The sequence below is a fragment of the Bacillus sp. 22446 genome (assembly GCF_052044955.1).
GTDB classification, from domain to species: Bacteria; Bacillota; Bacilli; order Bacillales; family Bacillaceae; genus Bacillus; species Bacillus altitudinis.
Genome location: NZ_JBQEOD010000003.1, coordinates 47335 through 66505, shown reverse-complemented (window position 1 = coordinate 66505; position 19171 = coordinate 47335). Strand labels below are relative to the sequence as shown.

16 protein-coding genes are annotated in these 19171 nt (G+C 43.3%); 5 read left to right on the top strand and 11 right to left on the bottom strand.

Annotation, left to right across the window (positions count from 1 at the left end; all coding sequences use genetic code 11):
* Window positions 1-16: 16 nt before the first annotated feature.
* Complete coding sequence (locus ACTJJD_RS07655) at window positions 17-2128, bottom strand: (Fe-S)-binding protein (RefSeq protein ID WP_181891286.1); 2112 nt, start codon at window positions 2126-2128, stop codon at window positions 17-19.
* Between the two features lie 143 nt (window positions 2129-2271).
* Here ACTJJD_RS07655 and cls (ACTJJD_RS07650) point away from each other — a divergent pair, with 143 nt between their 5' ends.
* From cls (ACTJJD_RS07650) to ACTJJD_RS07640, 3 genes are all read left to right on the top strand, one after another.
* Window positions 2272-3468 carry a cardiolipin synthase gene (gene cls / locus ACTJJD_RS07650; protein ID WP_440608264.1) on the top strand — a complete coding sequence of 399 codons (1197 nt, stop codon included), beginning with the start codon at window positions 2272-2274 and terminating at the stop codon, window positions 3466-3468.
* Window positions 3469-3480: 12 nt separating this feature from the next.
* Window positions 3481-4443, top strand: a complete 963-nt coding sequence (gene uvsE / locus ACTJJD_RS07645; protein ID WP_281201180.1) for a UV DNA damage repair endonuclease UvsE — start codon at window positions 3481-3483, stop codon at window positions 4441-4443.
* Between the two features lie 73 nt (window positions 4444-4516).
* A complete protein-coding gene (locus ACTJJD_RS07640) occupies window positions 4517-4771 on the top strand; it encodes a hypothetical protein (RefSeq protein WP_008343494.1) in 255 nt (84 codons plus the stop codon).
* A gap of 217 nt (window positions 4772-4988) precedes the next feature.
* Here the strand turns inward: ACTJJD_RS07640 and ACTJJD_RS07635 are convergent, their stop codons facing one another.
* From ACTJJD_RS07635 to cls (ACTJJD_RS07625), 3 genes are all read right to left on the bottom strand, one after another.
* Window positions 4989-5987, bottom strand: coding sequence for a S66 family peptidase (locus ACTJJD_RS07635; protein WP_065461241.1), 999 nt, complete (start codon window positions 5985-5987; stop codon window positions 4989-4991).
* A gap of 209 nt (window positions 5988-6196) precedes the next feature.
* On the bottom strand, window positions 6197-7912 hold the full coding sequence (locus ACTJJD_RS07630; protein WP_281201179.1) for an ABC transporter ATP-binding protein: 1716 nt from the start codon (window positions 7910-7912) through the stop codon (window positions 6197-6199).
* Window positions 7913-8017: 105 nt separating this feature from the next.
* Window positions 8018-9520: a cardiolipin synthase gene (cls, locus tag ACTJJD_RS07625; RefSeq protein ID WP_025208143.1), complete on the bottom strand. Its 1503-nt coding sequence runs from the start codon at window positions 9518-9520 to the stop codon at window positions 8018-8020.
* A gap of 151 nt (window positions 9521-9671) precedes the next feature.
* Here cls (ACTJJD_RS07625) and ACTJJD_RS07620 point away from each other — a divergent pair, with 151 nt between their 5' ends.
* Entirely contained in the window at window positions 9672-10640 is a 969-nt protein-coding gene (locus ACTJJD_RS07620; protein WP_182488959.1) for a S66 family peptidase, read from the top strand.
* A gap of 412 nt (window positions 10641-11052) precedes the next feature.
* Here ACTJJD_RS07620 and argS read toward each other — a convergent pair whose 3' ends face one another.
* The 5 genes from argS to speE all read right to left on the bottom strand — a co-directional run bounded on the left by argS (window position 11053) and on the right by speE (window position 15466).
* A complete protein-coding gene (argS, locus tag ACTJJD_RS07615) occupies window positions 11053-12726 on the bottom strand; it encodes an arginine--tRNA ligase (RefSeq protein WP_017360071.1) in 1674 nt (557 codons plus the stop codon).
* Complete coding sequence (locus ACTJJD_RS07610) at window positions 12723-13145, bottom strand: DUF1934 domain-containing protein (protein WP_024719435.1); 423 nt, start codon at window positions 13143-13145, stop codon at window positions 12723-12725. Before ACTJJD_RS07610 ends, argS begins: the two co-directional genes overlap by 4 nt.
* A gap of 124 nt (window positions 13146-13269) precedes the next feature.
* Window positions 13270-13617 carry a hypothetical protein gene (locus tag ACTJJD_RS07605; RefSeq protein WP_035389831.1) on the bottom strand — a complete coding sequence of 116 codons (348 nt, stop codon included), beginning with the start codon at window positions 13615-13617 and terminating at the stop codon, window positions 13270-13272.
* 76 nt (window positions 13618-13693) lie between these two features.
* The gene (gene speB / locus ACTJJD_RS07600) at window positions 13694-14566 is read right to left on the bottom strand and encodes an agmatinase (RefSeq protein WP_008343514.1); all 873 of its coding nucleotides are present in this window, start codon (window positions 14564-14566) and stop codon (window positions 13694-13696) included.
* 69 nt (window positions 14567-14635) lie between these two features.
* Window positions 14636-15466 (bottom strand): spermidine synthase, encoded by an 831-nt coding sequence (speE, locus tag ACTJJD_RS07595; RefSeq protein WP_003214614.1) that lies wholly within the window; start codon window positions 15464-15466, stop codon window positions 14636-14638.
* A gap of 225 nt (window positions 15467-15691) precedes the next feature.
* On the opposite strand from speE, the gene ACTJJD_RS07590 reads away from it, so the two are divergent.
* On the top strand, window positions 15692-17761 hold the full coding sequence (locus ACTJJD_RS07590; protein ID WP_440608263.1) for a transglycosylase domain-containing protein: 2070 nt from the start codon (window positions 15692-15694) through the stop codon (window positions 17759-17761).
* Between the two features lie 125 nt (window positions 17762-17886).
* Here the strand turns inward: ACTJJD_RS07590 and ACTJJD_RS07585 are convergent, their stop codons facing one another.
* The gene (locus ACTJJD_RS07585; protein ID WP_007497712.1) at window positions 17887-18405 is read right to left on the bottom strand and encodes a YwhD family protein; all 519 of its coding nucleotides are present in this window, start codon (window positions 18403-18405) and stop codon (window positions 17887-17889) included.
* 12 nt (window positions 18406-18417) lie between these two features.
* Window positions 18418-19074, bottom strand: coding sequence for a site-2 protease family protein (locus ACTJJD_RS07580; RefSeq protein ID WP_029575408.1), 657 nt, complete (start codon window positions 19072-19074; stop codon window positions 18418-18420).
* Window positions 19075-19171: the final 97 nt, after the last annotated feature.

The window sequence follows — 19171 nt, the reverse complement described above, 5'->3', positions numbered from 1 at the left end:
CATCGGCCTGACACCTTTATGAAGCCTGCGTTCTCGTTTCGCCAAACACTGATTTTTCAAGAAGTTCTGCGACATCAAATGTGCCGACCTGCTCTTCTACTTCCTTCGCTTTCGTCCCATCCCCAAGCATGGTTAAACAATATGGGCATCCTGAGCTGATGATGGATGGCTGTACCTGTAAGGCCTGCTCCGTTCTCGCTGTGTTAATCCGAGTACCTGTCTCTTCTTCCATCCACATTAAGCCGCCGCCGGCACCACAGCACATCCCCGATTCACGATTCCGTTCCATTTCTTTCAGTGTCACACCCGGAATGGCTTTTAAAATATCTCTTGGCGGATCATAGACCTCGTTATATCTGCCTAGGTAGCAAGAATCGTGGAAAGTAATGACCTCGTTCACTTCATGAATAGGCGTTAATTTTCCCTCTTTTACTAGCTCTGCCAGTAATTCTGTATGATGATACACCTCTGCCTCAAGTCCAAAGTCTGGGTATTCATTTTTAAATAAATTGTAAGCATGCGGATCGATCGTGACGATTTTGGTTACGTCATTTTTTTGGAATTCTTCGATGTTTTTTGCAGCAAGCTCTTGGAACAAAAATTCATTCCCAAGTCTTCTCGGTGTATCGCCTGAGTTTTTCTCTTTATTGCCTAGGATGGCAAAAGAAACCCCTGCTTCATTGAGCAGTTTTGCAAAGGCAAGAGCAATCTTTTGGCTTCTATTGTCATATGCCCCCATCGATCCAACCCAGAATAAATAGTCAAAGGTCTGATCTGCTTTTTTCAGTTCTTTCACTGTCGGAACATGCACATCTTCTCTTAGTTCACGCCAGTTTTCTCTTTCTTTTCGGTTCAATCCCCATGGGTTCCCTTGGCGCTCGATGCTTGTCATCGCACGCTGTGCATCTGCATCCATTTTTCCTTCTGTCAGTACTAAGTATCTGCGCATATCAATGATTTTGTCGACGTGTTCGTTCATGACAGGACACTGATCTTCACAGTTTCGGCATGTCGTGCATGCCCAGATTTCTTCTTCTGTAATGACCTCACCAATGAGAGAAGGATGATACATTGCGCTCGCCGCAGATTCTTCCGCTCCAGCTCCTCTTGCCTGCATCGCCAGCTGATTTCCTGTCGTCTGCTTGAAAGCAAGCTGCGGAACCCACGGTGTCTTTGAAGTAATGGCAGCCCCTTTATTTGTTAAATGATCTCTTAATCGTAAAATCAAATCCATTGGAGACAGCATTTTCCCCGTCCCTGTCGCCGGGCACATATTCGTACAGCGCCCGCACTCCACACAAGCGTAAAGATCGATCAGCTGAGATTGACGGAAATCTTCAATTTTCCCAACGCCGAACGTTTCTTGTGTCTCATCTTCAAAATCAATTTTTTGCAGTTTGCCTGGCGGGTCCAATCTGCTGACAAATACGTTGACCGGGCCAGCGATGAGATGGGCGTGCTTAGACTGCGGGACGTACACTAAGAACGTCAGTAAAATAAGAAGATGCACCCACCATGCGACATAGAACACAATTGTTGCTGCAAGTGGTGAAAGCCAGCCCAGCAAGAAAGCAATGCCGGAAGCAATTGGCTCAGTTGCTGATAGTGAGTGCCCATGCCAAATGATGTTCATTCCGTTTCCCAGTAATACGGTCAGCATCAATCCGCCAATAAACAAAAGGACAAGCCCTGATTTAAAGCCCCTTTTTAAACGGACTAACTTCTCGACATATCTTCTATGGAACGCCCAAACCACCGCCACTAAAATGAGAAGTGTGACTACCTCTTGGAAGAACGTAAAGACACCGTAAAGCGGACCTAATGGTAGCCCGCTGTCTGGAACAAGTCCCTTCATAATAAAATCAAGGGCTCCGAACTGCACTAAAATAAATCCATAGAAAAACAGCACATGAATGATGCCGCTCTTCTTGTCCTTCAGCAGTTTCTTTTGCCCAAACACATTCACCCAAACACGTTCTAAGCGTTTTTTCATGTCTTTTTGAAATTCTTCTTTTTTGCCAAGACGAATATACGCCGCTCGTGTTCGAATGAGATAAATAAACAAATACACAGCGTAAGCGGTCACTGCCGCAAATGCAATCAAGTTAACAATTAAAAGGCTATTCATCTTGCTCCCCCTTTCATTCCCCAAAACCCACTTTGTTCCGTTTCCATGTTGTACCTCTATCATAAATAATGAATGAGTATTCAGTCAATATTTTTTGCCCATTTGGGTACACTATCGTCATATGTAAAAAAGGAGGAACCTTCATGATCGCATTGATCATTCTACTCGTCGTCTTCGTCATTGTTCTACTCGTCAGGCTAGATCTTTATATAGGGAGAAAATATTTTTCGACCCATGCTTTTGAACGGTCTTTTGACCAAACAAGCGGCGATGCAGTTTTTTATCATGATGGCGAACCACTGTTTGATCAGCTGCTTACGGATATACAGCAAGCCTCTTCTTCTATTCATATGATGTTCTTTATTGTAAAGAACGACAAGATTGGGCAAAGGATTCTGCAAGCACTTAAAGCGAAAGCAGAGCAAGGTGTTTCGGTTTTTTTGCTCACAGATCGGTTAGGCTCCTATCCATTTGATCAAACATCCATTCAGATGCTCGAGAAAAGCGGCATTCAATTTTACTTTTTAAACAAACCACGTTTTCCTTTTTTCATTTATCGCTTGAACATGAGAAATCACCGGAAGATCACGGTGATCGATGGGAAGATCGGCTACATTGGCGGGTTTAATATCGGCGATGAATATGTAGGGAAAAACGGCAGGTTTGGCATTTGGAAAGACTATCACCTGCGAATGACAGGACAGGTTGTCGCAGACCTACAGCATGTGTTTCTGAATGATTTGTACCGGTCATCTGGTATTCACCAGCTGCAATACGAGGTTTTTCCTACACTGGAACCGGGAACATTACAGTGCACTACACGTGCGACGGCAGGTTTTTCTTTAGAAGCCTTATTTCTTCACGATATTCAACAGGCGAAAAAGCAAATCACCATCTGCACGCCCTATTTTATTCCATCAGCTCCTCTTCTAAGCGCCCTTCTTGACGCACGGAAGCGAGGCGTGACTGTCGACATCATCATCCCAATGAAGGCAGATCACCCGCTTGTGAAAGAAGCTGGATTTCATTATTTGAAAGATCTGATCGCTGCTGGATGTCTTGTGTATCGTTTTTATAAAGGGTTTTATCATGCGAAAGCCATTCTCATCGATCATAGCCGCTGTATGATCAGTACGGCGAACTTTGATAAACGAAGTTTGTTTTTCAACGAAGAAGTGGATGTGGCCATTGATGATCCCGCCTTCACCGCACATGTAGAGGAAAAGATTCGTGAACACATGGAAGTGTCAGAACTGATGACTGAAGAAAAATACAAACAGCGCCCACTTCTCACGCGTCCAATTGAGTGGATAGGCGCCATGTTCTCGTATTTTTTATAAAGGAGTTGACCTATGCGTTATCGATTTGGTTATGTATCCAACGCCGTCACTTTATGGGAAGCTTCACCTGCCAAGTCGCTGACCTTTGCAAGATACAGTAAGCTCTCAAAGGAAGAGAGGACAGAGGCTCTATTGCGAACGACGAAAGCCAACCTCGTCAATACATTAAGAACGCTTTATTTTGCGATTGCCCATGATATTCCGCTTTACCGTTTTTCAAGCTCGATTGTCCCGCTCGCCACCCATCCTGAGGTGCGGTGGGACTTTGTGACACCCTTTCGCAAAGAATTTCTAGAGATTGGTCAACTCGTAAAGCGGCACGGATTACGAGTGAGCTTTCACCCCAATCAATTTACTTTGTTCACAAGTCCAAAGCCATCCATTACAGAAAATGCCGTCATCGATATGACCTATCATTATGAAATGCTTGAGGCCATGAAGCTTGAAAAGGAAGGCTATATGAACATTCATGTCGGAGGTGCATATGGTGACAAGGCATCTGCTTTACAGCGTTTTGATGACAATATAAAGCAGCTTCCTGCACATATCAAGGCGAGAATGACGCTTGAAAATGATGACAAAACATACACGTCATTAGAAACGCTTGATGTTTGTGAAAAGCATGGCATCCCGTTTGTATTTGATTACCACCATCACATGGCAAACAAAGATGATGATGCGTCACTTGATGACATTCTGCCAAGAGTGTTTGACACGTGGGCAAACACTGGCATACCGCCTAAAATCCACTTATCCTCACCAAAATCAGAAAAGGCGATACGAAGCCATGCGGATGGAGTGGAGATGTCCTTTGTATTGCCACTTTTTCAAGCTTTAAAGCCGTATGGTCGTGATGTGGATTTTATGATTGAGGCAAAGAAAAAGGATCAGGCCTTACTCCGTCTTGTTGAGGAGCTGTCAGCGATCAGAGGCAATCGGCGGACGGGCGGAGGCACCATTGAGTGGAAATCGTAGAGAAAGGTTTACCTCTATCGCAACGGGGGTAACAAAGCTATTGTGAGAAAGTATTTAACAGGAGGATATGAAGATGTCACAAATCTATTCAATCCGAATTGCTGCGAAAGCATTGAATTTACATAAGCTTATTTCTCTATACGAAAAGTGCCAGCACGCTCAGCATCGTTTATATGTATATTCTAAAAAAACAATGTGCAACATTAAGAACATCGTAGAGCTAGAAACCTTTAGGCTCACTCATTTAGAATCAGACTATTTAATCGTGGTAGAAGGAAAAGAGGCACAAGACCTTCTTCAGCCATTTGAAAAAGAGAATGCTTCGTAATCGTAAAGAAAGGCAGCCTTAGGCTGACAAAGGGATAAAATGAACTTTATTTTATCCCTTTGTCTTCTTTTCAGCGTAGTTGAAAACCTTTGCAGTCTAGGAAGGACGAGTACCGGCGCGGAGCGAATGTCACATTCGTGAGCACCGGCACGCAGGACTGACACCGAATGCGAGGGTTTGTCTACACGCTGGGGCAGCCTTAAGGCTGCTCTTTTTCTTATATCCATGCTTCTGTCAGCCAAACCTCGCCTGACGCTGCATTCATTTTTACTTGTGTACCGATTGGCATCGTGAGCATCGGATGCGTATGGGCACTGTCAAATTCCGCGATGAGCGGCCTCTTTGTATCTCCCAGTACTTCAAGTAATAGATCGTGCGGCCTTTTGCCCGTTCCTTCATCATCAAACAGCTCATGTTTCCCTAAAAGGATACCAGATACCCGTTCAAACACACCATTTATCTTTAACAGAGAGAAGTTCTTTTCGACGATGGAGGCGGTTTTCATACAATCTTCAATGAGAAGGATATCGCCCTTTTGGATTTGAGGCATGAATTCACTTCCCCATATGCCATACATGGCATTTAGGTTCCCGCCGATCAGTCTGCCTTCTGCCTGCCCTTCAATGACGCACATCCAATCGTTTGGACGTTTTTCTTTTTCTCGTATTTTCTCTTCCCAGTTGATCCGTTCGTCCGTCCAGAAGGGCGGTTTTTTCACCTGATATGGGATGGGCTGCGGATGAATGAGAATGTCCTCGAAAGATTGATATGTATGATTGACAAATGGTTCAAACTCTCCAAAAGACGGCACAAGTGCAGGCCCGTAAAAAACAGGCAGACCCGTTTTTTCATAAGCCGCTAAAAGAATCGCCGTCGCATCTGAATAACCAATCATGATTTTCGGATGCTTCATCAGCAGCTCAAAGTCGAGATAAGGCAGCAAACTATTCGAGTTCGTCCCCCCGATCATCGACATGATACAGGACAAATCTTCTCTCGCCATCAGCTCATTCAGCTCAGCTGCTCGTTCTTGAATCGTTCCCGAACGATAGTGATCCTCTTTCCCTGTTAATGATCCTGGTACCACAATGAATCCTTTTTGTTCAAGCCATTCCTTCGCCCGCTCATACCTAAGAGGCGAGGTAGCAGATGCTGGACTTGAGGGAGAATAAATACCTATTTTATCGCCCTTCTGTAAACGCCGAAGCCCCTTCATTCCATCAGATCCTTCCTACACGAGTTTTTACTATCCTAGCAAAAAAAGCCCTTTTTCAAAAGGGCTAAGATTTAAAAATAAAGTACACTTCAATTTAACAGCTTAAACAGGCCAAATATGATGACAGTAAAACTGATGGCCAGCGTTGCAAATATCTCAATATGAAAAAGAGCCCAGCTTAATAGCTGGACTCATTCAATCACTTCTCTTCAATGACCAAACTGCGCTTCGTGCAGTCTGCTGTATACACCGCCCATTTGAATTAAATCTTGGTGACGGCCTTGTTCTTCAATGCCTTCCTCTGTCACGACGATGATTCGATCTGCATGTTTAATTGTCGCAAGGCGGTGAGCAATGACGAGTGTCGTCCGGCCGACTGCCAGTTCGCTTAGTGCGTCTTGGATTGCTTTTTCTGTTTCTGTATCAAGTGCTGACGTCGCTTCATCCAAAATAAGAATAGACGGGTTTTTCAAAAACATCCGTGCAATTGACAGGCGTTGCTTTTGACCGCCGGATAGCTTAACGCCGCGTTCACCAATGACCGTATTCAACCCTTCTGGGAAACGCTGAACGAGCTCCTCTAAATGGGCACGTCGCACCGCCTCCCAAATGTCTGCATCACTCGCTTCTAGGTTGCCGTACGCAATATTCTCACGAATGGTGCCTGAGAATAAAAAGACATCCTGCTGCACAATGCCAATCTGCTGTCTTAAAGAGGACAAAGTCATCGATTTTGTGCTCACACCATCAATGGTGATGTCTCCTTCGTCCACATCATAAAAACGAGGCAGCAGACTGCAAATGGTCGATTTCCCCGCTCCTGATGGCCCGACAAACGCAACAGTTTCCCCTTGTTTAATCTTCAAGTCGATATCCTTCAATACATGACTGTGCTCATCGTAGCCAAATGTCACGTTTCGATACTCAATTTCACCTTTCAAGCCGTAAAGATCACGTGCTCCTTCTGTATCCTTCACATCTGGCTCTGTTTCAAGCAAATCGACATAGCTTTTAAAACCGGCAATGCCTTTTGGATACATTTCAATCACCGTGTTGATCTTATCAATGGGTCTGAATAGCACATTTGTGATCAAGACAAAGGCGATAAATCCGCCTGCCGTTAATTGACCTTGAAGAACAAACCATGTACCTGCCAGAAGGACAAACAGCGTCACAAGTCTTGTGAGAATATAGCTGATTGATCCGTTAACTGACATAATTTTATAGGAAAGAAGTTTCGCTTTTCGAAAGCGGTTGTTGTTTTCAGCAAAACGCTTTTTCTCAAAATGTTCATTTGCAAAGGCTTGAACAAGACGAATACCGCCAATATTGTTTTCAACCCTTGCATGAAAATCTCCAATGTCATTGTTGAGTTGTGTAATCGCCTGTGTCATTTTTTTATTAAAATGAAGGGCTAACCAGATGATGACTGGCATAATCAAGAAGGTTAAAATGGCAAGCTGCCAGTTAATCATGAGCATGACGGCAAAGGCGCCAAGAATGGTCATAATCGCAATAAACAAATCCTCAGGTCCGTGATGCGCCACCTCACCAATGTACATGAGGTCATTTGTCATTCGAGACATAAGCTTACCCGTTTTGTTGTTATCAAAAAATTTAAAGGACAGACGCTGAAAATGATCAAATAGCTTTTTTCTCATATCGGTCTCAATGTTAATGCCAAGCATGTGCCCCCAATACGACACGATAAATTGCATCACTGAGCTGAGTGCGTAAATGACAAACAGCGCAAGTGCGGTCCAGGCAATGACCGTCCAGTTCCCTGTTGGTAATAATGTATCAATGAAGTAGTTCACGATCAGCGGGAAACCTAGTTCCATGAGCCCAACGGCAACAGCGCAAAAGAAATCTAAAAAGAACAGACCACGATAGGGCCTGTAATAGGCAAAAAAGCGCTTTAGCATATGTAAAAGAACCTCACTTCCTCTATAATTGATAATCATTTTCAATTATAGAGGAATCATTATCGAAATACTAGATCAGGAAATGATTTCTTTCCCTGGAAGCCCTCACAATACACCTGAAAACAATCGCGCAAACGATTCCTTTAAACGTTCCTTTAAGCCCCTTTTATAAAAATGAACTGGCCCCATTTGCTCACATTCTTTCATATCTTCCTCATAATGAGCCATCAATTGTTCGATCGGTTTCTTTGCCGCTGTAAAGACATTGACCTCAAAATTGAGTTGGAAGCTTCTCATATCAACATTGGCCGTTCCGACAGAGGCAAGTTCTCCGTCTGCAATCATGACCTTTTGATGCATGAACCCTTTTTGATAGTGATATACCTTGATGCCCTCTTTCAAAAGCTCAGAAAAATAAGATCGTGTGGCGTATTGCGTGAGAAATCCATCATTAATCTCAGGCACCATCACACGCACATCCACCCCTCTTGTCGCCGCAATTTTTAACGCTGTGCGAATGGATTCATTTGGGACAAAATAAGGCGTCGCAATCCAAACAAATTGCTGTGCATTCGAAATGAGTGCGTCATATAAATCACTCATACTTTCCTTCATATCAGGTCCAGTCGGCACGACCTGAATGACATCTTCTCCTGTCACAGGATGCGGGGTGTGATACTTCGGATCATCAATTAACACTTCATCTGATACATACTCCCAGTCCAGCATAAATATGGAGTGAAGTGTCTGAACGGCTTCACCCTTTAACATCGTATGCGTGTCACGCCAAAAGCCGATGTTTTCATCGCGTCCTACATATTCCTTCCCGACATTGAGCCCACCAACAAATCCTGTTTCTCCATCAATAATCACGATTTTTCGGTGATTTCGGAAATTGAATTTTTGATTAAAGAATCCGTATTTTAATGGCAGAAAAGGAGCGACCTTTATCCCCGCCTGCTTCAATCGTTTAATATCTTTTCGTGAGAAGCGAATGCTGCCAGCCGCATCATAGATGAATCGAACCTCTACTCCTTCTTTCACTTTTTCAATCAGGATCTCCATCATCCGGTGACCGAGGAAATCAGATTTGAACATGTAATATTCTATATGGATGAACGTTTTTGCCTTTTTTAATTCTTCAAAAATACGAGGAAAGGTTTCCTCTCCATTCTTTAAAATCTCCATATCACTATTTGTATTTACATGCATCCCTGTCGCTTTTTCTGTGTAATGAAAAAAAGCACGCTGATTATCGGTTAAACGCGTCTCATCCGGCTTACTCTCAAGCTCTGATATTCTGCGTAATTTTTCTCGGTTATACATTCTCTTTGATTTAAACAAATGTCCTTTGACATAAAGCTGCCCCGAGAACAAATAAAACATATAGCCGATGATCGGGAAAAAGATCAGTACATACATCCATAACAGCGTGTGCTGTGATGTCCGGTTCTCTAGCATAAGCGAAATAATACTAAATAAAATGATGGCGATATAACTAGCTGCGTAAAGCTGAAAACCCCACGCTGGAACCGGCCACCAAAACACCACATATGCCCCGAATATCATGAAATATAAAAATAGAAATTCCAGTCTCCTCTTTTTCACATTCTCCGCCCTCATTCTGTCTTTTTCTTTTCCATACCCTTTGCACAGCTCGTCTGAAACGCACGGTTTGCTGCTTTCTTTTAGCTTTTACAGACTGGAGCGTTTTGATCCGATATAATGGAAAATATGTGAAGGAAAGGACGAATGACTTATGCGTACACCATCTGCTTTAAAAAAGGGAAGCCACATTCGGGTAATTGCTCCAAGCCGAAGTGCCAGCATTTTATCAGAAGAAGGAATAGCTCAGGCGAAAAAACGTTTAGAGGCATTAGGGTTCACTGTTTCTTTTGGACAACACGTGTTTGAATGTGATCTGCATTCCTCTTCTTCTATTGAACACCGTTTATCTGATCTACATGAGGCATTCTCAAATGATGAAGTCGACGGCATTTTGACAGCAATCGGCGGCTTTAACTGCAATGAGCTTTTGCCTTATATAGATTATGATTTGATTCGTCAGCACCCAAAAGTTCTTTGCGGCTACAGTGATATTACCGCACTTGCAAACGCCATTACCGCCAAATGTGACATGGTGACGTACTCAGGTCCTCATTTCTCTAGTTTCCAAATGGAACAAGGACAAGAGGAGCAGACAGCCATGTTTCAAGCGTGCGTGATGAGTAGCGAGCCATTTGATGTCACCCCTTCTACAAAGTGGAGTGATGATGCGTGGTATCTTGATCAAGCAAATAGGCAGTTTCATCAGACAACATGGGGGATTTATCAGGAAGGAACAGCTGAAGGTACCTTATATGGCGGAAATCTTTGTACACTGAACTTACTGCAAGGGACACCCTTTATACCTCACCTCAAGGATGCCATCTTATTTGTGGAGGATGATGACTTGGTCTTTCCTGAAATGTTCGCCAGAGACCTTGCCTCGCTCTTGCAGCATGCCGAATCCATTAAAGGGTTAATCATCGGACGTTTTCAAAAGAAATCCAAGATGACAGAGGAACATTTGAGGTTCATTCTAGATAAGCACCCAATGCTTCAACACATTCCAGTGATTTACGATGTCGATATCGGACATACACAGCCGGTCTTCACCTTGCCGATTGGCGGGAGTGCCGAGCTCTCCTGCGACGGCGGACAAATACAATGGCGTGTTCATGCATAAATAAAACCTAAAAAATCACCCACATATGGGGTGCTTTTTCTATGCCTTTATTTCTTTTTAAAATTTTTTTAGAAAAAGTGATCCAACCTTTCATCCCCTTCGTTAAGTAGATGTAAAAAGAAAAGAGAGGAGGCAAAAACATGTTCTCTGATGTACTTAGCCAATTATTCGATTCTATCTCTAACATTATTAATACACTTGGATAATTCCATTAACGCACACATACTACATGCTTGCCGAAGGGAGGATACAAACTATGTTCTCTGATGTACTTAGCCAATTATTCGATTCTATTTCTAACATTATTAATACGCTTGGTTAATTTTCAAAACCCGCTATCTCTCGAGAATAGCGGGTTTTTTATATAAAGAAGCCCCGCTCATAAAATAGAGCGGGGCTTTCCTTCATTCCACTACATCTTCTCTGGCGCAGATACGCCGATAAGTTTTAATGCATTCGCAAGCGTAATTTGTGTTGCTTTCATGAGCGATAGACGTGCTGTTGTTTTTGTTTCATTTTCAACATCAATGACCTTCTCGGCGTTGTAGAAGCTGTGAAGGGCTGATGCTAGATCATAGATATAGTTTGTGACGCGGTGCGGAATACGTTTTTCTGCTGCTTCTGCTACAACCTCTGGGAAGCTGCCGATGATTTTCAGAAGATCGTATTCTTTATCGGACTGAATGTGAGAGAAATCTGCTTTTTCAAGGTTTGGCTCGTAGCCTTTTTCTTCCCCTTGACGGAGCATGCTGCAAATTCTCGCATGTGCATATTGCGCGTAGTACACAGGGTTTTCGTTAGACGTAGAAATCGCTAAGTCTAAGTCAAAGTCCATATGTGTCGCCGCACTTCTCATCGCAAAGAAATAACGAGTGGCATCTAAGCCCACTTCTTCAATCAAGTCACGCATTGTGACGGCTTTACCTGTACGTTTACTCATCTTCATCTTTTCACCGTTTTTGTAAAGGTGAACGAGCTGAATGATTTCGACTTCCAGTTTGTCCTCTGGATATCCGAGTGCTTGGATCGCCGCTTTCATTCGAGGAATGTAGCCGTGATGATCCGCTCCCCAAATGTTGATGAGCTGGTCAAAACCTCTGTCCAATTTGTCCTTGTGATATGCGATATCTGGAAGCAAGTACGTGAAGCTGCCGTCTTTTTTAATCAGGACACGGTCCTTGTCATCACCAAAATCAGTTGAACGTAACCATGTTGCGCCATCTTCTTCAAAGACATAGCCTTTAGCGCGAAGTGTTTCTAGCGCTGGTTCGATTTTTCCGTTTTCATATAAAGACGTTTCAGAATACCACACATCAAATGGGACACGGAAATTCTCTAGGTCGACACGTAGTTTTTCTAGTTCATATTTTAAACCGTACTCACGGAAGAATTTCATACGCTCTTCTTCTGATTCATGCACGAAACGGTCACCAAATTCATCCGCAAGTTTCTGCCCGATGCCTTTGATGTCTTCTCCTCTGTACCCGTCCTCTGGCATTTCTTTTTCAAGACCGAGCGCCTCAAAGTAGCGTACTTCTACAGATAGAGCAAGATTATTGATCTGATTGCCTGCATCGTTGATATAGTATTCACGGCTCACGTCGAAGCCTGCTTTATCAAGGATGTTGCAAAGAGAATCTCCTACAGCTGCGCCGCGGGCATGTCCAAGGTGAAGGTCACCTGTTGGGTTGGCTGAGACGAATTCGACTTGCACTTTTTGACCGCCGCCTGTATTCGTTTCGCCATAAGCCTCTTTTGCCTCAAGAACAGCTGGAATAAGCTTTGTTAAATATTGATTGTTCATATAAAAGTTGATGAATCCTGGACCTGCGATGTCCAGTTTTTCAATTGACGCTTTGCCTTTGTCAAATGCATTCACAATGTCCTCGGCGATTTGACGTGGTGCTTTTTTCGCAATGCGAGCAAGCTGCATCGCCATATTAGTGGAATAATCACCGTGAGTTTTGTCTTTTGGCACTTCCAAAAGAACATCCGGCACCTGGCTTTCATCAGCAAGTCCTGCTTTGACGACTGCCGCAATGATTTCTTCTTTTAACGCATCTTTGACCTGTTCTGCGATATTCATGAACGTAAATCCTCCTTATATGAAATCGATAATGTATGTAAATGCTTTTGATCTTCACCTGTCAGCATATCGTACGTAATGTGTAGAAGCCCATTGTCTACATCAAGATCAATACCATGTGTGTGCACATCGAGCTGAAGTGTGCCAAATGGCATCGTGTAATGTGTCACGGTCGTTTCTCCAGTGAGAAAGCGCTGCTTCATTTGAATTGCACCTGATCTCATGACAAAGATTTCTTTTTCACTTATTTTGACAACAGTTTTTACTTGACCCATTTCATGTTCTTCATGGTAAGTGAGATACGTTTTGTCATTCTTCTCTTGATACGTTCCAGTTGTTCGGAATTCGATCGTTTCAGCCGGTTCCGCCTCTGGTTTCATCACTGACTTTACATGAATTGAAATTTGGTTTTGTGTCATTTTGCACTTCCTTTGCTAAGACCCGTTTAACTAAAATAGTATACCATAATCCCGATTGCCTATCATCCCATCATTTCTCATCTTCGTGTGGATGATACCCCATTTTTTATCTTCACCTGTCTCTTTAGAAAAAAAGAAAAATGAAGCTCACGCCTATCACGAGTCCAGTCTTGAGCCCTGCGCTTTTTCGATTAATGAGATAAAACAGTGCTTGGATACCTGAACTTGCCAAAAATGCCTGAAAGAAATCAAATGGGAGAAGATGCCCTTGCTTATAAACAAATAGCATAAACAGCGCTATGCCAGTAAGATAGAAAAAGCCTCGATCCTGAAACAGATGAACCATCTCATCCTTTGCCTCTTTTTTCGAGGTGAACGTGGGCGGACTCGCTGCAAGCTCTCTTTTCAACGTAAGAAAGCCTGCCGCTAATACACATAAAGCGAGTAATACCATCAATACAGAAGAAAACATGACCTGCCTCCTTTATCATGTCACCAATGTAAAAAAAGAGCTTGTCCATATGAGATGACAAGCTCCTCTATCAATGTTATTTCACAAAACCAAGCAGCATTTCACGTAAAAGTTTGCTTGCTGTATTCGCCGTTTGATCGGAATGATCATATACAGGCGCTACCTCTACAAGGTCTGCACCGACGACATGCACATCAGAACCAGCAATGGCATGAATAGATGCCAGCAGTTCTTTTGACGTAATACCGCCAGCATCTACCGTTCCTGTACCAGGTGCATGAGCTGGGTCAAGTACATCAATGTCAATTGTCACATAAACTGGACGGCCTTTCAGCTTTGGTAATACTTGTTTCAATGGCTCCAGCACTTCAAATTTAGAAATGTGCATGCCTGCTTTTTTTGCCCATTCAAATTCTTCTTTCATCCCTGAACGGATGCCGAAAGAGTATACATTTTCAGGTCCAATAAGTCCTGCCACTTTACGAATCGGTGTCGAATGTGAAAGCGGCTCACCCTCATATTCCTCACGAAGATCGGTATGTGCGTCCATATGGATGATGGCCAAATCAGGGTATTTCTTATACATCGCACGGAAAACCGGCCAAGACACAAGATGCTCGCCGCCCATTCCTAATGGAAACTTCCCTTTTTCTAAAATGCTGTCGACATACTCTTCAATTAAATCTAAGCTTTTCTGTGCATTGCCAAATGGAAGCGGGATGTCGCCAGCATCAAAGAATGGCACCTCGTGCAGTTCACGATCTAAATAAGGGCTGTATTCCTCTAATCCAATGGATACTTCACGAATACGGTTCGGGCCAAAACGTGAGCCTGGACGGTAACTGACGGTCCAATCCATCGGCATCCCGTATAAAATGACTTTCGCATCTTCCCATGTCGGATGACTTCCAATAAACACTTTTCCTGAATAAGCCTCGTCGAATCTCATGCAAGATTCCTCCTTTTACGCTTCAAAAAATGCGCAAACTGACATTTGCGCATTTCCATTTCGCTTGATTTATTTGATTAAATCGCTCACAAATTTCGGCAGAACGAATGCCGCTTTGTGCAATTCTTTTGTGTAATATTTCGTATCAATATCAAAGAAGCGGCTGTCTTCTACAGCTAGTGGATCATACTTCTTAGAACCAATGGTAAATGTCCAAAGACCGCTTGGATATGTTGGGATATTCGCTGTGTATAGCTTGGTAATCGGGAAAATTTCTTTTACATCACGCTGTACATTTGTAATTAACTCAGGTGTGAACCAAGGGTTGTCCGTCTGTGCAACGAAAATACCGTCTTCTTTTAGTGCTTTTGAGATTCCTGCATAGAAACCTTTAGAGAACAAGTTCACAGCTGGTCCAACTGGCTCAGTTGAGTCAACCATGATCACGTCATATTCGTTGTCGGCTTCCGCAATGTGCATAAAGCCGTCTCCGACTTTTACATCTACACGAGGATCGTCTAGTTTCCCAGCAATTGAAGGAAGGAACTTCTTCGAGTATTCAATGACCTTGCCATCAATATCAACAAGTGTCGCTTTTTTCACACTTGGATGCTTCAGGATTTCACGAATAACACCACCGTCTCCTCCGCCTACGACAAGGACATTTTCCGGGTTTGGATGAGTGAAAAGAGGAACATGCGCCACCATTTCGTGGTATACAAACTCATCTTTCTCTGATGTCATCACCATACCGTCTAAAAACAGCATATTGCCAAACTCTTCTGTTTCCACCATTTCTAAATGCTGAAAATCTGTTTGTTCTGTGTGAAGGGTTTTGTTCACCTTCAATGTAATGCCAAAATTCTTCGTTTGCTTCTCTGTATACCAAAGTTCGCTCATTGTTCATCTTCCTCTCATCCAATAATAAACAAACATCTATTGTTAGCGCCTTTTATCGGCTATGACTATATCGATTGTCCAAGAAAAAAGTATAGTGGATTCATATCAAATTGTAAAGAACCGCATGAGATAACTTCATTTTTAAAGCGCACCCTTGCAGTCGCCTGTTTAAAACGGTTTTCTTTGTCCCATACTGATAAAAAACCGTCAAAATGGGGGCTTTGCATGGACACAATCATGAGTAATAAAAAAATCCGCATGACCGTGAAAACGATTCGAGCCTGTTTTTTTATCGGCTTGCTCGCTTTTCTATTTGCAGGCACAGTCTTTTTGACGATTCTTTTACTTGCTAAGTGGCAAGGCGCTCCCTCTGTTCAAGTTCCCCAATCCACGACCATTTATGCAGCCGATGGGTCTAAACTTGGCGAATCAAGCTTTGGAGAAAAGAGATATTGGGTTCCGTTAAAGGACATGTCCCCTCATATACAGCAGGCAGTGGTCGCGGTTGAGGATAAAACCTTTTATCAGCATCACGGCTTTGATGTGAAACGCATGGCGGGTGCTGCGGTGGCAGACATTCGTGCAATGGCAAAGGTACAAGGCGCCAGCACGATCACCCAGCAATACGCACGAAATTTATATTTAGATCATGATAAAACATGGAAGCGAAAGTGGAATGAAGCCTTTTACACGATCCGCTTAGAACAAAACTATACAAAAGATGAGATATTAGAAGGATACTTGAACACCATTTATTATGGCCACGGCGCATACGGCGTGGAAGCGGCATCCCGCCTTTACTTTGGAAAAAAAGCGAAGAACTTAACTTTAGCTGAGTCTGCCTTGCTTGCCGGTATTCCTAAGGGGCCTTCTCTCTACTCCCCTTATGTGAACGAAGAAAGAGCCGAAGCAAGAAAAAAGATGATCCTAAAGCAAATGCAAGAGGATGGCATGATCACAAAAAAAGCGGCTGCTGATGCCAGCAAGGAAAAGCTGTCCTATCGCCCGCTCAAGCAAAAGCAGCTGCAAGCAAAGTTGGCCCCGTATTTTTATGATGATGTCATTCGCGAACTGAAACAAACGCTGGGTTTAACCGAGGAACAAATTGAAACGTATGGTCTTCATATCGAAACGACCTTACAACCTGAATTACAAAAAATCGCTGAAAAGACTTTAACCAACATCATGGATTCTGAATCAGGTATCCAAATTGGCTTAACCGCCATCCATCCCCAAACAGGGCATGTGCTCGCCCTCATAGGCGGGAGAGATTACGAGAAAAGCCCATTCAATCGGGTCACACAAGCAAAAAGACAGCCGGGTTCAACAATGAAACCACTTCTCTATTACATGGCTTTGCAAAATGGGTTTACACCAGCAACGGTGATGCGCAGTGAGGAAACCGTTTTTGAACTGGATGAGCAAGGAAGCGGCGCTGCTTATTCACCAAGCAACTATCACGGCTATTACGCCAATGACGGTATTACGATGCTTCAGGCTTTGGCTCTATCTGATAACATTTATGCGGTCAAAACCCATCTATTTTTAGGAATGGAACAGCTCGTACGTGCAGGCAAGGCGTTTGGGATTCACGAAAAACTAGATCAAGTGCCTTCACTTGCGCTAGGTACCTCACCTGTCAAACCAATCGAAATGACCAATGCTTACGCGATGCTGGTCAATGGAGGAAAACGCGTCAAACCAACCTTTATTACGAAAGTAACGGACGCAAAGGGCAACGTACTATTTGAGGAGAAACAAAAACGAGAGCAAGTACTAGATGAAAAAGCAGCATTTGTCACCACTGACATGATGTCAGGGATGTTCAATGATCAATTAAATGGCTATACAAGTGTCACAGGACGTACCATTTCAAAAGATCTTACCAGAAATTATGGAGGAAAATCAGGGACGACAGGCGCTGACAGCTGGATGATCGGCTTCTCTCCCCAGCTCGTCACAGGTGTGTGGACCGGCTATGATAAAGGACGCACCATTGACTCGGTCAAAGAAACCGCCTATGCGAAAAAGATATGGGCTTCCTTTATGGAATCAGCCCTCTCAAACCAGCCAGCCTCCTCCTTCATGCCGCCAGACGGTGTAAAAGGCGTATATATCAATCCACAAACCGGTGATCTCGCAGGCCCAGGATGCGAATCAAAGGTATTTACCTATTTTATAGAAGGAACGGAGCCGACCGGTGTCTGCTATGGTGCCGAGAACAAAGCATCTGAGCAAGACACGGCTCAGGATCAACAGCCTAAGAAATGGTGGGAAAAGTGGCTGAAACGTTAAAAATGGACATGAAAAACCCCGAGATCTGCATCTCGGGATTCTCCATGTCCTAGCTTTAACACCAGTTTACTGAAAAAACGACTGGAATTGGTATCCATTCATCATTCTTCACAAAAATTTCACAATTACTCAGGAACAGCCAATCCTTCTTTTAATTCATCTGTGGATGCTTCCCATAACGCCTCATTGTGACTCTTCAAGAAATCAGCGAGCACCTTTTTCGAACCATCATCCATATGACTGACAACGATTTTACGCTTCATGGATTTATCCATTAAATTCACATGCTCAGGAAGTGATTTATATCCTCTGCGGATCGAGCGGTCAACCGTCATTTCACAAGCTGTGACACCAGCATAATATGGTCCCTCTTCTCTACGGTCAATCGTCACCCATACGAGCCAATACGGTTTTCCGTTAGGTACCTCTTCTTTGGTTTTTAAAAATTTAATTCCTTTTTCGACGGCACTTCTTGCATGCATCGCACCAATATCAATGACGGCTTCCTTTTCCTCCACATCAATGATCACTGGCGAGATATTATCAAGGCTGAGGGCACCTGCCCCAAAACCTCCATGCCCATCCGTTGCATCTGTTTTTTTAATGATATTAAAACCAATTGGTTTCTTCTTTTTACCTTCCATTCACTAAACCTCCTAAAGCAGCGGCTTCAAAATAAGATTAAACCAGTCAATAATTTGATTACGCATTCCGATCAAAGGGCCAAAAACAAACTGACCTAGCGGCGTGATGACGAAGATGAGGAAAATGATGATTCCATACTGTTCAAATTGCGTCATCTTTGCACGGATGCCGGGACTGACAACATCCTCAATAATACGATATCCATCCAGCGGCGGGATCGGTAATAAGTTAAATAGGAACAAAATCACGTTCAAGTTAATAAAGATTTGGAAGAAATAATCGATCCCCGGCTCAAAGCGCATGAGCGACTCCCCGCCAAATTTCTGAAGAAGCACATACACAAAAAAGCCTAGAAACGCCAACACCAAGTTACTTAATGGGCCAGCAATCGAGACGCAGATTCCTGCTAAGCGCGGGTTTTTGAAATGGTACCGATTCACAGGTACAGGCCTCGCCCAGCCAAACCCAGCCACAAAGATCAAGATCGTCCCGAAAATATCAAGGTGCTTCAATGGATTGAGCGTCAGTCTGCCTTGATTTTTAGCTGTCGGATCTCCAAAACGATACGCAACATATGCATGCGCCAGCTCGTGCATCGTAAAAGCCACAACAAGCGTAATGGCGACATATGGAATCAGTTCTAATGGATAAACAAGAAATTGGTCCAAAGGCATGAATCCCTCTTTCTTTCTATACAATGATTTACTTCATTCAGTATACTATAAGAAGTCCCTCAAACTAAAGGGAAGCGTAGCACTACAGGAA

What these genes read in the sequence shown, in the direction of transcription:
- ACTJJD_RS07655 (WP_181891286.1), bottom strand. Translation starts at nt 2,128, where the DNA reads ATGAATAGCCTTTTAATTGTTAACTTGATTGCATTTGCGGCAGTGACC.
- cls (WP_440608264.1), top strand. Translation starts at nt 2,272, where the DNA reads ATGATCGCATTGATCATTCTACTCGTCGTCTTCGTCATTGTTCTACTC.
- uvsE (WP_281201180.1), top strand. Translation starts at nt 3,481, where the DNA reads ATGCGTTATCGATTTGGTTATGTATCCAACGCCGTCACTTTATGGGAA.
- ACTJJD_RS07640 (WP_008343494.1), top strand. Translation starts at nt 4,517, where the DNA reads ATGTCACAAATCTATTCAATCCGAATTGCTGCGAAAGCATTGAATTTA.
- ACTJJD_RS07635 (WP_065461241.1), bottom strand. Translation starts at nt 5,987, where the DNA reads ATGAAGGGGCTTCGGCGTTTACAGAAGGGCGATAAAATAGGTATTTAT.
- ACTJJD_RS07630 (WP_281201179.1), bottom strand. Translation starts at nt 7,912, where the DNA reads ATGCTAAAGCGCTTTTTTGCCTATTACAGGCCCTATCGTGGTCTGTTC.
- ACTJJD_RS07620 (WP_182488959.1), top strand. Translation starts at nt 9,672, where the DNA reads ATGCGTACACCATCTGCTTTAAAAAAGGGAAGCCACATTCGGGTAATT.
- argS (WP_017360071.1), bottom strand. Translation starts at nt 12,726, where the DNA reads ATGAATATCGCAGAACAGGTCAAAGATGCGTTAAAAGAAGAAATCATT.
- ACTJJD_RS07610 (WP_024719435.1), bottom strand. Translation starts at nt 13,145, where the DNA reads ATGACACAAAACCAAATTTCAATTCATGTAAAGTCAGTGATGAAACCA.
- ACTJJD_RS07605 (WP_035389831.1), bottom strand. Translation starts at nt 13,617, where the DNA reads ATGTTTTCTTCTGTATTGATGGTATTACTCGCTTTATGTGTATTAGCG.
- speB (WP_008343514.1), bottom strand. Translation starts at nt 14,566, where the DNA reads ATGAGATTCGACGAGGCTTATTCAGGAAAAGTGTTTATTGGAAGTCAT.
- speE (WP_003214614.1), bottom strand. Translation starts at nt 15,466, where the DNA reads ATGAGCGAACTTTGGTATACAGAGAAGCAAACGAAGAATTTTGGCATT.
- ACTJJD_RS07590 (WP_440608263.1), top strand. Translation starts at nt 15,692, where the DNA reads ATGGACACAATCATGAGTAATAAAAAAATCCGCATGACCGTGAAAACG.
- ACTJJD_RS07585 (WP_007497712.1), bottom strand. Translation starts at nt 18,405, where the DNA reads ATGGAAGGTAAAAAGAAGAAACCAATTGGTTTTAATATCATTAAAAAA.